The 14957-nt window shown below is 69.6% G+C and carries 9 protein-coding genes; 3 read left to right on the top strand and 6 right to left on the bottom strand.

The window, feature by feature from the left end:
- Positions 1–153: 153 nt before the first annotated feature.
- Entirely contained in the window at positions 154–1377 is a 1224-nt protein-coding gene (locus ACIBK4_RS02535; protein WP_398991383.1) for a S8 family peptidase, read from the bottom strand.
- Between the two features lie 297 nt (positions 1378–1674).
- On the opposite strand from ACIBK4_RS02535, the gene ACIBK4_RS02530 reads away from it, so the two are divergent.
- A complete protein-coding gene (locus ACIBK4_RS02530; RefSeq protein ID WP_398991381.1) occupies positions 1675–4299 on the top strand; it encodes a glycosyltransferase family 1 protein in 2625 nt (874 codons plus the stop codon).
- Between the two features lie 139 nt (positions 4300–4438).
- On the opposite strand, the gene ACIBK4_RS02525 is transcribed toward ACIBK4_RS02530, so the two are convergent.
- The 3 genes from ACIBK4_RS02525 to ACIBK4_RS02515 form a co-directional block, all read right to left on the bottom strand.
- Positions 4439–4948, bottom strand: a complete 510-nt coding sequence (locus ACIBK4_RS02525; RefSeq protein WP_398991379.1) for a DUF1990 family protein — start codon at positions 4946–4948, stop codon at positions 4439–4441.
- Positions 4949–5030: 82 nt separating this feature from the next.
- On the bottom strand, positions 5031–6686 hold the full coding sequence (locus tag ACIBK4_RS02520; RefSeq protein ID WP_398991377.1) for a M4 family metallopeptidase: 1656 nt from the start codon (positions 6684–6686) through the stop codon (positions 5031–5033).
- A 257-nt stretch (positions 6687–6943) separates the two neighbouring features.
- Complete coding sequence (locus ACIBK4_RS02515) at positions 6944–8971, bottom strand: M4 family metallopeptidase (protein WP_398991375.1); 2028 nt, start codon at positions 8969–8971, stop codon at positions 6944–6946.
- A 371-nt stretch (positions 8972–9342) separates the two neighbouring features.
- Between ACIBK4_RS02515 and ACIBK4_RS02510 the strand changes: the two genes are divergently transcribed.
- Together ACIBK4_RS02510 and ACIBK4_RS02505 are read left to right on the top strand one after the other, a co-directional pair.
- A complete protein-coding gene (locus ACIBK4_RS02510) occupies positions 9343–10773 on the top strand; it encodes an ammonium transporter (protein ID WP_398991373.1) in 1431 nt (476 codons plus the stop codon).
- 24 nt (positions 10774–10797) lie between these two features.
- Complete coding sequence (locus ACIBK4_RS02505) at positions 10798–11133, top strand: P-II family nitrogen regulator (protein WP_390156943.1); 336 nt, start codon at positions 10798–10800, stop codon at positions 11131–11133.
- Positions 11134–11413: 280 nt separating this feature from the next.
- Here the strand turns inward: ACIBK4_RS02505 and ACIBK4_RS02500 are convergent, their stop codons facing one another.
- Both ACIBK4_RS02500 and ACIBK4_RS02495 read right to left on the bottom strand, forming a co-directional pair.
- Entirely contained in the window at positions 11414–13177 is a 1764-nt protein-coding gene (locus ACIBK4_RS02500) for an ABC transporter ATP-binding protein (RefSeq protein WP_398992915.1), read from the bottom strand.
- A gap of 11 nt (positions 13178–13188) precedes the next feature.
- Positions 13189–14901 (bottom strand): ABC transporter ATP-binding protein, encoded by a 1713-nt coding sequence (locus tag ACIBK4_RS02495; RefSeq protein WP_398991370.1) that lies wholly within the window; start codon positions 14899–14901, stop codon positions 13189–13191.
- Positions 14902–14957 lie beyond the last annotated feature (56 nt).

The following is a 14957-nucleotide window of genomic DNA, read 5'->3' as shown; positions in this document are numbered from 1 at the left end:
AGATCCCGTGCTGCGTCTGGGGGCGTACCGGTGGAGCCTTCCCACCCTATTCGGGTTAGCAATCCGGCAGGTTGCTAACTACTTACGCGCAGATCTCCACAGAAAGATCCGGCCCCGTCCACGGCGAACGGGGCCGGTCCCGGCACTCTCGCACTACGACCGGGGTACCTGGAGGAGTTTGTCCGGCGAACCGGCCCCTTCACCGGACACCTTGCCGGAAACCGCCCCTGCGACGAGAGCCGCGGAGACCTGTGCGGGGGTGGCGCGCGGGTGAACGGCGAGATAGACGGCCGCCGCGCCGGCCGCGTGCGGTGACGCCATCGACGTTCCGGAGAAGGTCGCCTTCGCCGTGTCGCTCGCGTACGACGCGGAGGTGATCGAGACGCCCGGGGCGAACAGGTCGACGGCCGGGCCGTAGTTCGAGAAGGCCGCCCGGGCGTCGTTCTTGTCGGTGGCGCCGACGGTGATGGCCTCCTTCACGTCCGCGGGGGAGTACAGGCCGGCCGACAGCCCGTCGTTGCCCGCCGCGACCGTGTACGTGACACCGGAGGCGATCGAGTTGCGTACGGCCGTGTCGAGCTGGGCGTTGTGGTAGCCGCCCAGGCTGAGATTGGCGACCGCGGGTTTGTGCGCGTGCTGGGTGACCCAGTCGATACCGGCGATGACCTGCGAGGTCGTACCGGCTCCGGCGTTGTCCAGGACCCGGACGGCGACGACCTTGGCCTTCTTGGCGACGCCGTACGTGGTGCCGGCGATCGTGCCGGCGACATGGGTGCCGTGGCCGTTGCCGTCCTGGGCGGTGGCGTCGTTGTCGACGAAGTCCCAGCCGTAGCTCGCCCGGCCGCCGAAGTCCTTGTGGGTGATCCGGATGCCGGTGTCGATCACGTACACCGTCACCCCGCTGCCCCCGGACGTCGGCGAGGTGTAGCTCTTGCTCAGCGGCAGGCTCGGCTGGTCGAGCCGGTCCAGCCCCCAGGACGGCGGGTTGCGCTGGACCCGGGCGGTGCTACGGCTGCCGCTGTCCAGCGTGACGCGGGTGTCCTGGGCGACGGAGGCGACCCGCGCGTCCGCCGCGAGAAGTCTCGCCTGTCTCTCGTTCGCCTCGACGGCGTAGCCGTTGAGGGCCGCGCCGTAGGTGTGGCTTATTTTCGCCCCGTACTTCGTGGCGAGGCCTTTGCCGGTGGCCGACGGAGCCTTCGTCCCCTCTTTCAACGTCACCAGGTAACTGCCGCTGACGGAACCGGGTTCACCGGCGCCGAGTATGGTCCCCTCCGGTGCGGCGTGCGCGGGCAGGGTGATGGCCGAAAGCACCACGACTGTGGTGACCGCGGTCAGGCCCCCCGCCCGGCGCAGACGCCGCGTACGCGTCCGTGCCATGTCGAGTTCCCCTCCTTCAACTCTCCACGGGGCAGCCTCTCGTGAGGCGCGAAGCACCACAAGGGCGCACGAGGGTCCCGTATTGGTTCAGGGTGGTAATAATCAGCCCGTGGTGCGTCGCCTCTTCGACACAGGCCCGTACATCCAGCCCGTCCGGCGTTTGAGGACGAGGCCGTTCAGGCCGACGGGGGTCTGGGGGCGAAGCCCCCAGCAACGCCCACACCATCACCGGTACCTTCATCAGTGACGACGACACACACCGCCGTGTGTCATCCAGCGAAGCGCCGAGGTGGAGCTGTGAAGGCGATCCGTCGATTCACCGTCCGTCCCGTTCTCCCCGAACCCCTCCGACCTCTCAGTGATCTGGCGCGCAATCTGCGCTGGTCCTGGCACGCCGACACCCGTGACCTCTTCCAGTCCGTCGACCCCGAGCGCTGGACCGCCTCGGAACACGACCCCGTACGACTCCTCGGCAGCGTCTCCGCCGAGCGGCTCACGGAGCTGGCCGAGGACAGTCGTTTCCTGCGCCGGCTCACCGAGGTCGCCGGAGACCTCGCCGACTATGTGGGCGGTGACCGCTGGTACCAGACCCAGGCCGCCGAACGTGAACTCCCCGCCGCCGTCGCCTATTTCTCACCGGAGTTCGGTGTCACGGCCGCCCTGCCGCAGTACTCCGGCGGCCTCGGCATCCTCGCCGGCGACCATCTCAAATCGGCCAGCGATCTCGGCGTACCGCTGATCGGCGTCGGACTCCTGTACCGGCACGGCTACTTCCGTCAGTCGCTGTCCCGGGACGGCTGGCAGCAGGAGCACTATCCGGTGCTCGACCCGAACGAACTCCCGGTCGCGCTGCTGCGCGAGGAGGACGGCTCCCCGGCCCAGGTCTCCCTCGCGCTGCCCGGCGGGCGTTCGCTGCACGCCCGGATCTGGCTCGCGCAGGTCGGCCGGGTACCGCTGCTGATGCTCGACTCGGACGTCGAGGAGAACGACCTCGGTGAGCGCGGTGTGACCGACGTGCTCTACGGCGGCGGCAGCGAACACCGGCTGCTCCAGGAGATGTTGCTCGGTATAGGGGGTGTGCGGGCGGTCCGGACGTACTGTCGCCTCACCGGTCACCCCGAGCCCGAGGTGTTCCACACGAACGAGGGACACGCGGGCTTCCTCGGCCTGGAGCGGATCGCCGAACTCTGCGACGCGGGGCTGGACTTCGACGCCGGCCTGGAGGCGGTGCGGGCCGGCACGGTCTTCACCACGCACACCCCCGTACCGGCCGGAATCGACCGTTTCGACCGGGAGTTGGTGGCCCGGCACTTCGGTCCCGAGGCCGAACTCCCGCGCATGGACGTCGAACACATCCTGCGGCTGGGCATGGAGACCTACCCGGGCGGCGAACCCAACCTCTTCAACATGGCCGTGATGGGCCTGCGCCTGGGTCAACGGGCCAACGGGGTCTCGCTGTTGCACGGTCAGGTGAGCCGCGAGATGTTCTCCGGGCTCTGGCCGGGGTTCGACGCCGAGGAGGTGCCGATCACATCCGTGACCAACGGGGTGCACGCGCCGACCTGGGTCGCGCCCGAGGTGTTCCGGCTGGGCGCGCGGCAGATCGGCGCGACGCGGACCGAGGACGCGCTGACGGTGGGCGGTTCGGACCGCTGGGACGCGGTCGCGGAGATCCCGGACCAGGACATCTGGGAGCTGCGCCGTGATCTGCGTGAGCAGTTGGTGGTGGAGGTACGGGAACGGCTCCGGGCGTCCTGGCGTCAACGCGGCGCGGGGTCAGCCGAGTTGGGGTGGATCGACGGGGTCCTCGACCCCGACGTCCTCACCATCGGATTCGCGCGGCGCGTTCCGTCGTACAAGCGCCTGACGCTCATGCTGCGCGACCGTGACCGGCTGATGGATCTCCTCCTGCACCCGGAACGGCCCATCCAGATCGTGGTGGCGGGCAAGGCGCACCCGGCGGACGACGGGGGCAAGCGGCTGGTCCAGGAGCTGGTGAAGTTCGCGGACGATCCGCGCGTCCGGCATCGCATCGTCTTCCTGCCCGACTACGGCATGGCGATGGCGCAGAAGCTGTACCCCGGGTGCGACATCTGGCTCAACAATCCCCTCCGTCCGTTGGAGGCGTGCGGGACGAGCGGAATGAAGGCGGCGCTGAACGGTTGCCTCAACCTCTCTGTCCTGGACGGCTGGTGGGACGAGTGGTTCCAGCCGGACTTCGGGTGGGCGATTCCCACGGCGGACGGTACGGGTACGGATCCTGATCACCGGGACGACGTGGAGGCCGCGGCCCTCTACGATCTTCTGGAGCAGCGCGTCACCCCGCGTTTCTATGAGCGTGGGCAGGACGGGTTGCCGGACCGGTGGATCGAAATGGTGCGCCAGACACTGACGTTGCTCGGGCCGAAGGTGCTGGCGGGGCGCATGGTCCGGGAGTACGTGGAGCGGCTCTACGGTCCCGCCGCGCATGCCCATCGTGCGATGACCCCGGACGCGGCGCGTGAACTCGCCGCGTGGAAGGGGCGGGTGCGCTCCGCTTGGCACGGGGTGACTGTCGATCACGTGGAGACTTCTGCGGCTACGGCCACGGCGGAGCTCGGTGCGACGCTGAATCTCCGGGTGCGGGTGGGGTTGGCGGGGCTTGCTCCGGATGATGTTGAAGTGCAGGTGGTTTCGGGGCGCGTTGACCCGGAGGATCGGATCGGGGACGCGACTACGGTTCCCTTGAAGCCGGCGGGGGGTCCCGACCAGGAGGGTCACTGGCTCTACGAAGGTCCCCTCGCCCTTGATCGCACTGGGCCCTATGGATACACCGTCCGGATTCTGCCTGCGCATCGACTGCTGGCGTCCAGTGCGGAGTTGGGGTTGGTGGCGGTGCCGGTGGAGGACGGGGTTGAGGGTGCGGGGGTGTTGATGCGGTAGTGCCCTGCTGAAGTCCGGTGCTTTGTCTGCGGGTTCGGTGGGGGCTGGTCGCGCCCCGCGGCGGAGCCGCAAATGTACACAGCCCCGCGCCCCTAAAAGCAGGGCGCTGACGGCGAGCACCGGACTTCAGCTCGGCCCCTTACACCTCCGAATACGGCGCGCACATCTGGCGCAGCGTCGTGCCGATCCGGCGTGCGTACGCGTGTTGCAAGCCCCTCGTTGCCGGGCCGCCGAGGCGGGCGTACCACTTGGCGGCGCGGCTGAAGGCTGAGACCGTCAGCCAGACTGTGCCGTCGCCTGTGCGGTCGACCACGAACGCTTCCTCGCCGCATTCGGGGTGGCCGGGGAGGGTGCCGTAGGCCCAGCCCGCTCGGCGGTGTTCCTCTGCCGTCCAGACGATGCGGCAGGGGGCCTTGATGAGGCCGGCGAGGGTGACCGTTACGTCCACGCCGGGGGCCGCCTTGTCGGCGCTCGCCTCGATGCCTACGCCCATCTCGCGGTGCAACTCCCACGTCAGGACCGCTTCGGCGGCCCGGCGGAAGACCTTCTCGCCCTCGCCGATCCGGGTGCGCACATACATGGGGTGGAAGCCCGGGGGGCAGAAGCCGCGTTCGCGGGTCGCGCCGACGTCGTCGTACGTGAAGGACATGGAACCCAAGAGTAGGGCGGTACCCGGATATGCCTTCGCTCCGGGTACCGCCCTGGTCACTTGACTGTCAACTCGGCCTGCGTCAGCTGACGTTGACCGCCGACCAGGCCGCCGCCACCGCGTTGTACTCGGTGGAGCCGGAGCCGTAGAGGGCCGCCGCCGCGGACAGGGTGCCGGTGCGGGCGCCCGCGTACTTGGTGGTGGACGTGAAGTACGTCGTCAGCGCCTTGTACCAGATCTGCAGCGCCTTGGCGCGGCCGATGCCGGTGACCGTGGAGCCGTTGGACGTCGGCGAGTTGTAGCTCACGCCGTTGATGGTCTTCGCGCCGCTGCCCTCGGACAGCAGGTAGAAGAAGTGGTTGGCGACGCCCGACGAGTAGTGCACGTCGAGGTTGCCGACCGAGGAGGACCAGTAGTTGGCGGAGCCGCCGTCCTTGCTGGGCTGGTCCATGTAGCGCAGCGGGGTGCCGTCGCCGTTGATGTTGATCTTCTCGCCGATGAGGTAGTCACCCACGTCGGACGAGTTGTTGGCGTAGAACTCCACGCCGGTGCCGAAGATGTCCGAGGTCGCCTCGTTCAGGCCACCGGACTCGCCCGAGTAGTTCAGGCCCGCGGTGTTGGCGGTGACGCCGTGGCTCATCTCGTGGCCGGCCACGTCGAGCGAGGTCAGCGGGTGGGTGTTGCCCGACCCGTCGCCGTAGGTCATGCAGAAGCAGCTGTCGTCCCAGAACGCGTTCACGTACGAACTGCCGTAGTGCACACGGGAGTAGGCGCCGACGCCGTTGTTCTTGATGCCGCTGCGGCCGAACGTGTTCTTGTAGAAGTCCCACGTCTCCTGGGCGCCGTAGGCGGCGTCCGCGGCGGCGGTCACGTCCGTGGTGGAGCTGGACGCGGTGCCGGTGCCCCAGGTGTTGGTGGTGTTGGTGAAGAGGGTGCCGGTGCCCGACGTCCCGTGCTTCAGGTTGTACGTCTTGTGGCTGCCGCGCGTGGCGTCGGTCAGGCTGTACGTCGTGCCCGACAGGGTCGTGTCGAGGCTGACGGTGCCCGAGTACAGGGTCTTGCCGGTGCCGGTGGCGTTCTCGATGCCCTGGTACTCGAAGAGCTTCTTGCCGGTGGCCGCGTCGGTGATGACGTGCAGCTGGTTGGGGGTGCCGTCGTCCTGGAGGCCGCCGACGACCGTCTCGTAGGCGAGGACGGGGGTGGCGCCGCCGGCCCAGATGACCTTGCGGGCACCGTCGGCGGCGGTCTTGTCGGAGCCTGCGGCCTTGGCCGCGGTCAGCGCCTGCTTCTCGGCCTTGGCGACGGTGATCTTCGGCGTCACGGTGGCGACCTTGATGGTGGCCGAGTGCGCCTTGGTGACACCCTCCGTCTTGCCGGCCGGCGAGGTGTGCACGACGAGGTCGCCGCCGAGGACCGGGAGGCCCGCGTAGGTGCGCTCGTAGCGGGTGTGCACCGTGCCGTCGACGTCCTTGACGACGTCCTTGACGACCAGCTTCTCCTTGGTGCCGAGGCCTATCTGCGTGGCCGTCTCGGCCGCGTCGGCCTGCTTCTCCTTGACCAGCGCGGTGCGCGCGGAGTTGGAGAGCAGCTGCGGGGCGGCGGCGAGAGGAGCCGCCTTGCCCGTGGCGGGCTGGGCGGAGGCACCGGTGGTCACTCCGGTGGCGAGCAGGGCGCCGGCGGCGACCGCGGTGGCGATGGCCAGGGTGGTGCGCTTGTGACGCGCGTAGAGGGGGGTCACGCAAGCTCCTCTGTGGGGGAGTCCGGCAGCGTGGGGTTACTGACCGGAGCGGGTTGTGAATTGGCTGTGCTGAAGCGGCGTGAGGGAAGAGTGGCATCAGGGGCGCGTACATGTCAGGACCCTCAAGTGATGTTGGCTGAAAATCGACTGTCCGGTGAACGTTGCCGCAATGTAAACGCCCACAACAGGGCGCCGCCCCGGAGTTGAAACCCCGGGGCGGCGTCTTGTTCGCGCGGCGTGAAGTGGACTCCTGGGTTTTACGGGAACGTAAGCTTCCAGCTGTTGATGTAGCCGGTGTCCTGTGCCGCCACGTCCTGGACCTTCAACTTCCATACCCCGTTGGCGACTTCGGAGGACGCGTTGACCGTGTAGGTCGCCTGCACGTTGTCCGCCGAGTCCGACGAGCTGGAGTTCTTCAGGCGGTACGTCGACCCGTCCGGGGCCACCAGGTCGATCACCAGGTCGCCGCGCCAGGTGTGCACGATGTCGACCGTGACCGCGAGGTTCGTGGGCGCGTTGCCCGTCCGCCCGGACACCGTGACCGACGAGGTAACCGCCGCTCCGTTGTCCGGAATCGACACGTCGGCCGTGTTCTCGAACGACGTGCCGCCACCGCCGCCGCCACCGGAGCGCGCGCCGACCGCCACGGCCGCCCACGCGTCCTGCACCGCCTTGTACTCGGCGCCCGTCGTGCCGTACAGCTCACCGGCCGCCGCGAGCGTCCCGGTGCGGGCCGCCGCGTAGTTGGTGGTGGACGTGAACTTCGTGGTGAGCGCGCGGTACCAGATCTGCAGCGCCTTGTCCCGGCCGATGCCGGTGACCGGAAGTCCGTCCGAGGTGGGCGAGTTGTAGCTGACGCCGTTGATGACCTTGGCGCCGCTGCCCTCGCTCAGCAGGTAGAAGAAGTGGTTGGCGATGCCCGACGAGTAGTGCACGTCGAGGTTGCCGACACCCGAGTACCAACTGTCCGCCGAGCCGCCGTCCTTGCTCGGCTTGTCCATGTAACGCAGCGGCGTGCCGTCGCCGTTGATGTCGATCTTCTCGCCGATGAGGTAGTCGCCCACGTCGGTCGAGTTGTTGGCGTAGAACTCCACGCCGGTGCCGAAGATGTCGGAGGTCGCCTCGTTCAACCCGCCTGATTCGCCGCTGTAGTTGAGGCCTGCGGTGTTCGATGTGACACCGTGGCTCATCTCGTGGCCGGCCACGTCGAGGGCCGTCAGCGGGTCCGCGTTGCCGGAGCCGTCGCCGTAGGTCATGCAGAAGCAGCTGTCGTCCCAGAACGCGTTGACGTACGAATTCCCGTAGTGGACACGGGAGTAGGCGCCGACGCCGTTGTTCTTGATACCGCTGCGGCCGAAGGTGTTCTTGTAGAAGTCCCAGGTCTCCGCAGCGCCGTAGTGCGCGTCGGCGCCGGCCGTCGCCGCGTTCGACGTGGTGCCGTTGCCCCAGGTGTTGGTGGTCTGCGAGAACAGCGTGCCGGTGCCGGACGTCCCGTGGTTCAGGTTGTACGTCTTGTGGCCGCCGCGGTCGCCGTCGGTCAGCGTGTAGTTGGAGCCCGACTGCGTCGTCGTCAGCGGGACCGAGCCGCTGTACTGGGTGTTGCCGGTGCCGGTGGCGTTCTCGATGCCCTGGTACTCGTAGAGCTTCTTGCCGGTGGCCGCGTCGGTGATGACGTGGAGTTCGTTCGGGGTGCCGTCGTCCTGGAGACCGCCGACGACCGTCTCATAGGCGAGGACGGGCTTGCCGCTCGCCGCCCAGATCACCTTGCGGGCCGAGTCCGCGGCCGACTTGGTGGAGCCGAGGGCCTTGGCGCGGGAGACCGCCTGCTTTTCGGCCGCCGCCGTCGTCACGTCCGGGGTGAGGTCGGCGACCGCGATGGTGGCGTTCGTCGCCTTGATGACACGCTCGGTGGCACCGGACTTGGCGGTGTCGACCACCAAGTCGCCGCCCAGGACGGGGAGTCCGCCGTAGGTGCGCTCGTAGCGGGTGTGGACCGTGCCGTCGGCGTCCTTGACGACGTCACGGACGACGAGTGCTTCCTTGGTGCCGAGGCCGATGTCCTTGGCCGTCGAGGTCCGCGCCGACGTGGCGTCGCGGAGCAGCTCGGCGCGCTGCGAGGGGGAGAGCGAGAGGGCCATGTGCGCCGGATTCCCCTTGCCGGCAAGGGGTTTGGCCGGAGCGGCGGAGGAGGTCGCGCCGGCCTGGACGGCTGCGGCGAGCAGAGCGGTGACGCCGGCTACGGCGACTATGTGGGAGGTACGTCTGCGCGAGGAATTGCTTCTCAACACTGACTCCTTCGGGACGGCCGCGGATCGCGCGACCTGGGGAGATCACAGGGATCACAGTGATCACTGGTGTGAAGCTGTGGGGTTGCTGTGAAGCGCCAGAGGGAAGAGTGGCAGCAGCTCGCGCTTTCTGTCAGGAGCGCGTCAGGAGGTTGGCCGGAATTCGTTCGTTGTCCGGATGTTCAAGTCCGTTATGCGGACCGTCACTTGACGCACGCGAAGTACTGCTTGACGATTCTTTGACCGTGAACAGAAATTTTCCGGGCGGACATGCCCCCGGAACCAACCCGTAAAAGATCCGGCACGATCCTGCCGTTCGAACCGGCGGTCCTGCCGGACCGCCGCTCCCACGAAGGGAGTTGACGGCTGCAGTGATTCCTTATCCCAACTGGCTGGACGCGGGCGACAACGCCTGGCAGCTCGTCGCGGCGACACTCGTCGGCCTGATGAGCATCCCCGGCATCGCGATCCTCTACGGCGGCCTGGTCCAGCGCAAATGGGTCGTGAACACCATGTTCATGGCCTTCACCGGCTTCTCGCTGGTCCTGGTCGGCTGGGTCCTCTGGGAGTTCAAGATGGGGTTCGGCGAACCCCTGGACTCCCACTGGCCCGGCATCCTCGGCGCGTTCGTCGGCCGGCCCGGCACCATCGTCGGTTCGGCGAGCGAACAGCAGCAGGCGTGGATACCACTCGTCAACGGCAACGGCCTGATGCCGAGCTTCCACTTCCCGCAGGCCACGCTCGCCTACTTCCACTTCGCGTTCGCGGCGATCACCCCGCTCCTCTTCATGGGCAGCGTGATCGGCCGCATGAACATCCGTGCGTGGCTGCTCTTCGTCCCGATCTGGTCGACCCTGGTCTACACGGTCAACGCCTTCCTGCTCTGGGGCGGCGGCTGGTGGGCGGCCAAAGGCGCGCTCGACTACTCCGGCGGCTACGTCATCCACCTCGCCGCCGGCACCTCGGGCTTCGTCGCGGCGGCGGTGATCGGACCACGGCTGGCCCGCGACCGCGCCCACGGCGTGCCCAACAACCTCCCCATGGTCGCCGTCGGCGCGGGCATCCTCTGGCTCGGCTGGAACGGCTTCAACGGCGGCGACATGTACTTCGGCGGCCACAACGCGGCCCTCGCCGTCCTCAACACCAATCTCTGTACGGCAGTTGCCCTGCTGGTGTGGGTCTTCTGGGACATGTTCGTCGGCCCGCAGCGCAAGCCGACCTTCCTCGGCGGCATCAACGGCATGATCGTCGGCCTGGTGGCGATCACCCCGGCGGCCGGCTTCGTCACCGGGATCGGCGCGATCTACATCGGCATCATCGCGTCGTCGATCGTCTGGCTGGCCTGGAACTACCTGTCCAAGATCCCGCCGTTCAACAAGGTCGACGACGCGCTCGGCGTCGTCTACACCCACGGCATCGCGGGCCTCGCCGGCGGCATGCTCGTCGGCATCTTCGCCGACCCGGCGGTCGCCGTGTACCTCAACAAGGACGGCACCACGGCGTTCTCCACCAGCGGCTGGCTCTACGGCAACCTCGACCAGCTCTGGAAACAGGCGGGTTCGGCCGGCACGGTCATCGTCTACGACGCCGTGATGACCTTCCTCATCCTCAAGGCGATCGGCCTGTTCGTGAAACTCCGGGCGCCGGACGAGGTGTTGGAGGCCGGAGACATCGCGGTCCACGACGAGGAGGCGTATCCGGCGGAGTCGGCGGTGGCGTCCGCGTCGGTGTCCGAACCGGTCGCGGCGGTGGCGGCACCGGCGCCGATCGCGGAGCAGGCCAAGGAACCGGACTCCAGCTGAAATGGCCGGAGTTGAGGAAGACCCGTGAAACTCGTCACCGCGGTCCTCCCTCCGCACCGCGTCCCGGACGTCATGAAAGCCCTCCAGTCGTTCGGGGTGCGCGGAGTGACCGTGACCGAGGTACGGGCCTACGAGCCCCGGCAGGTCAGAGTGGAGGTCTACCGGGGCAGCGAGTACCGGGTGAACCTGGCCCCGCGGCTCCGGCTCGACATCCTCACCCTCGACTTCGACGCGACCGACCTCGTCCGTGTCATCCGCGCCGCGGGAGGACGCGGCACGGGCGGCGGCACGGTGTGGGTGACTCCGGTGGAGGAGGTGGTGCGGATCCGGACGCGGGAGCGGGGGCCGGACGCGGTGTGAGCCCTCAACTGCCCGACGGGGTCTGACCTTTCAGTTCGTCCGGCGTTCGAGGACGGGGCCCCGGTGTGTGGCGTCAAGTGCCGGGCGGGGTCTGATTTTTCAGCCCGTCCGGCGTTTGAGGACGAGGCCCCGGTGTGAGCCGTCAACTGCCGGGCGGGGCCTGCTCTTTCAGCCCGCCCGGCGTTTGAGGACGAGGCCCCTTCAGGGCCGATGGGGGTCTGGGGGCGGAGCCCCCAGGGACGGGACAGGAAGGGGCGGAGGGGGCGAAAACCGCCCGGCGTCAGCCACTCGACCCGCGCCCGTCCCCGTGCCACGAGTGCCACAGCGCCGCGTACGCCCCGCCGGCCGACACCAGCTCCTCGTGCGCCCCGAGTTCGGTCAGCAACCCGTTCTCCATCACTGCCACCCGGTCCGCGTCATGCGCGGTGTGGAGACGGTGGGCAATGGCAATCACGGTGCGGCCCTCCAGTACGGCGGCCAAGGCGCGCTCGGTGTGCCGGGCGGTGGCCGGATCCAGCAGAGCCGTCGCCTCGTCCAGGATGAGCGTGTGCGGGTCGGCCAACACCACGCGGGCCAGGGCGAGTTGCTGGGCCTGCGAGCCGTCCGTCGCCGAACCCCGGGGACCAAGGCGGGTGTTGAGCCCGTCCGGCAGATCCCGGACCCACTCCTCGGCACCCACCGCGTTCAGCGCTGCCCACAACTCCTCGTCCGTGGCGCCCGGTTCGGCGATCAGGAGGTTGTCGCGGACCGAGCCCAGGAACACATGGTGCTCCTGGGTGACCAGCACCACCTGGCGGCGCAGCGTCTCCGGCGAGAGGCCGTGCACCGGCACCCCGCCGACCGTCACCGTGCCCTCGGTCGGCGCGTCCACGCCCGCCAGCAGCCGGCTCAGCGTGGTCTTCCCGGCGCCCGACGGGCCTACCACCGCGAGCCGTTCACCCGGCCGTACGGTCAGATCGACGCCGTGCAGCACCTCGCCGCCGCGCTCGTAGGCGTACCGCACACCGGTCACGTCGATCCGGTCGTCCGCCGGAACCGGGGCATCGCCGTCGCCCTCCGCGCGGGGCGCCCGGGCCAGCCCCTCCACGCGGGCGAACGACGCGCCGCTGCTCTGGAGTTGCTCGATCCGCATCAGGATCTGGTCCAGCGGTTCGGTGAACTGCCGCAGATACAGCGCCGCCGCGACCACCGCACCCAGGCCCACCTCCCCGCGCCCGTGCAGCCACCCGCCGACGAACAGCACGCCCGCCACCGGGATCGTGTACGACACCTCGACCGCCGGGAAGAACACCGTCCGCAGGAACAGGGTGTAGAGCCTGCTTCGCAGCGCCGTCCGCAGCGTGTCCCGGCTCGCGGTGACCCGCCGCTTCTGGAGCCGGAACGCCTCCACCGTGCGCGCCCCGGCCACGGTCGCCGTGAGGATCTCGGCGACCTCCGAGTTGGCCGCGCCCTCCGCGAGATAGCCGTCCCGGGCCCGCCGTAGATACCAGCGCAGCGCGAACCACACGGGCGTGAGCCCCAGCACTCCGAACAGCCCGAGCAGCGGGTCGAGGGCGAACACCGCGCCCATCACGAACAGCGCCTGCACCGAGTTGACCAGCAGATCCGGCCCGACATCGCGCAGGGTCGTCCCGACGATCGCCACGTCCGCCGTGCCGCGCGCGGTCAAGTCCCCCGTCCCGGCCCGCTCCACGACCGACGCGGGCAGCGCCAGCGCCCGGTCCACGAAGTCCTCCCGCACCCGCGCCAGCGTGCGCTCTCCGAACCGGTGCCCCACGTACCGCGCCCACCGCGCCAGCAGCAACTGGCCCAGCGCACACGCCACGATGACCAGCGCCAGCCGGTCCACCGTGCTCACCCCGGCCCCGGCCCGCACGTCGTCCACGATCCGCCCCAGCAGCCACGGCCCGGCGAGCCCGGCCCCGGCGGCCAGCGCGTTCACGACGAGCACGACGACGAACGCCCGCCGGTCCACCCGTACGAGCCGCAGCGCGGCCCGCCGCACGTCCGCCCGTTCCGCGACGGGCAGTTGACCCTTGGCCAACGAGGACTGCGTCACCGTACGACCTCTTCCTCTTCCGCGTCCCGGGCGACCAGCGCGCGGTAGCCGGGTTCCTCCGCCAGCAGCCGGCGGTGGCCGCCGCTGGCCGCGACCTTGCCGTCGACCAGGTAGTGCACGGTGTCCGCGTGGTCCAGGACCAGCGGGGACGTCGTGGTCACCACTGTCGTACGGCCCGTGCGCTCCGCGTGCAGCCGTCGCGCGACGGCCGCCTCCGTGTGCGCGTCGAGCGCCGAGGTCGGCTCCACCGCGAGCAGTACCTCGGGCTCGGCGAGCAACGCCCGTACCAGGCGCACCCGTTGACGCTGTCCCCCGGAGAGGCTGCGCCCCTGCGCGGCCACCGCCGAGTCAAGACCCTCCGGCAGCCCCTGCACGATGTCGTCGGCGGCGGACGCGCGCACGGCCTTCGCCACCGCCTCCGCCGACCGCTCCCGCCGCCCGGACACGACCTCCGTCAACGGCCCGGCGAACAGATCGGCCTCGTTGTCGGCGACCAGGATCCGCGCCCGCACCTGCTCCAGCGGAATCGCGTCCAGCCGCACCTCACCCCAGGTCGCCACGGACGGCACATACCGCCCGAGCCGGTCGACCACGGCCAGCGCATCGGCCGGCCGCGCCCCGACCAACGCGGTCATCCGCCCCGGCAGCACCCGCACCCCGGAGTCGGGATCGTGCAGGACGGCCGGTTCGGCGGGAGCGTCCAACTCCCCGTTGTCCGGCGCCGGTTCGAGCCGCAGCAGTTCTACGACCCGCCGCGCGGCCACCACGCCCCGGCTCAACTCGTAGACCATCTGCACGAAGAAGGCCACCGGGCCGATCAGGACCGCGACATAGCCGTACACGGCGACCAACTCGCCGATGCTCAGCTGCCCTTGGGCCGCCAGCCGGGCCGCGAGCCAGGTCACCACGGCGAGGAACAGCGTCGGCAGCCCGACCCCGATCGCCTGCACCCAGCTGGCCACCGCGCCCACCCGGTACCCCTGCGCCCGCAGTCGCTGCGAGTCACGGCGGAACGCGTCCGCGAACAGCCCTTTGCCGCCAAGGCCGTTGAGGACGCGCAGGCCGCCCGCGAGATCGCCGATGCGCGCGGTGAGCACGCTCTGCCGCTCCCGGTACTCCGTCTCCACGCTCTGCAGCCGCAGCGTCAACGGCCCCGCGAGCAACGCGATCACCGGCACACCAAGGAGGACCACGGCGGCCAGCGGCGCCGAGATCGACAGCAGCACGCCCGCGACCACGCCGTAGACGACGAGGGCGCCGAAGCCGGGGCCGACGACCGTCAGGGACTGGGCGATCGTCCACACGTCGCCGACACCGGTGGTGATCACCTCGCCGGCCTGCGCGCGGCGGGAGAGCACGGCGCCCAGGCGGACCGTCTGGCCGACGATCAGCTTGACCGTGCGGAAGTTGGCGTCGATCCGGACCCGGGTCATCGTGCGGTGGCGCATGATGCTCAGCCACGAATTGACCGCGCCGACCACGAACAGCACCCCGGTCCACCAGGCCAGCGCGCCCATGTTCCCCGGCACCAACCCGTCATCAACGGCCCGGGACATCAGATACGGCGCCGCCGCCATCAGCACCATCCACACGCTCGACAGCAGCGCCCCGGACAGCGCCCGCGCCCGCTGCCGCCACACCAGCCACCACAGGAACCGCCAGCCGCCCCGACAGTCGGGTGTCCCGGGATCCTCGTACGCGTCGATCATGGGCCTCCTTGCTCAGGCTGCCGGGCGCGCGCAGCCGAAAGCGGTCCGGGGGTGGT

Source organism: Streptomyces sp. NPDC050528 (assembly GCF_044457795.1).
Taxonomy (GTDB): Bacteria; Actinomycetota; Actinomycetes; order Streptomycetales; family Streptomycetaceae; genus Streptomyces.
The sequence above is the reverse complement of the archived record's forward strand: the minus strand, read 5'-3'. Positions and strand labels throughout refer to the sequence as shown.

Bases quoted from the DNA above. Each gene is read 5' to 3' on its own strand.
- ACIBK4_RS02495 (WP_398991370.1), bottom strand. From the start codon at position 14,901: ATGATCGACGCGTACGAGGATCCCGGGACACCCGACTGTCGGGGCGGC.
- ACIBK4_RS02525 (WP_398991379.1), bottom strand. From the start codon at position 4,948: ATGTCCTTCACGTACGACGACGTCGGCGCGACCCGCGAACGCGGCTTC.
- ACIBK4_RS02535 (WP_398991383.1), bottom strand. From the start codon at position 1,377: ATGGCACGGACGCGTACGCGGCGTCTGCGCCGGGCGGGGGGCCTGACC.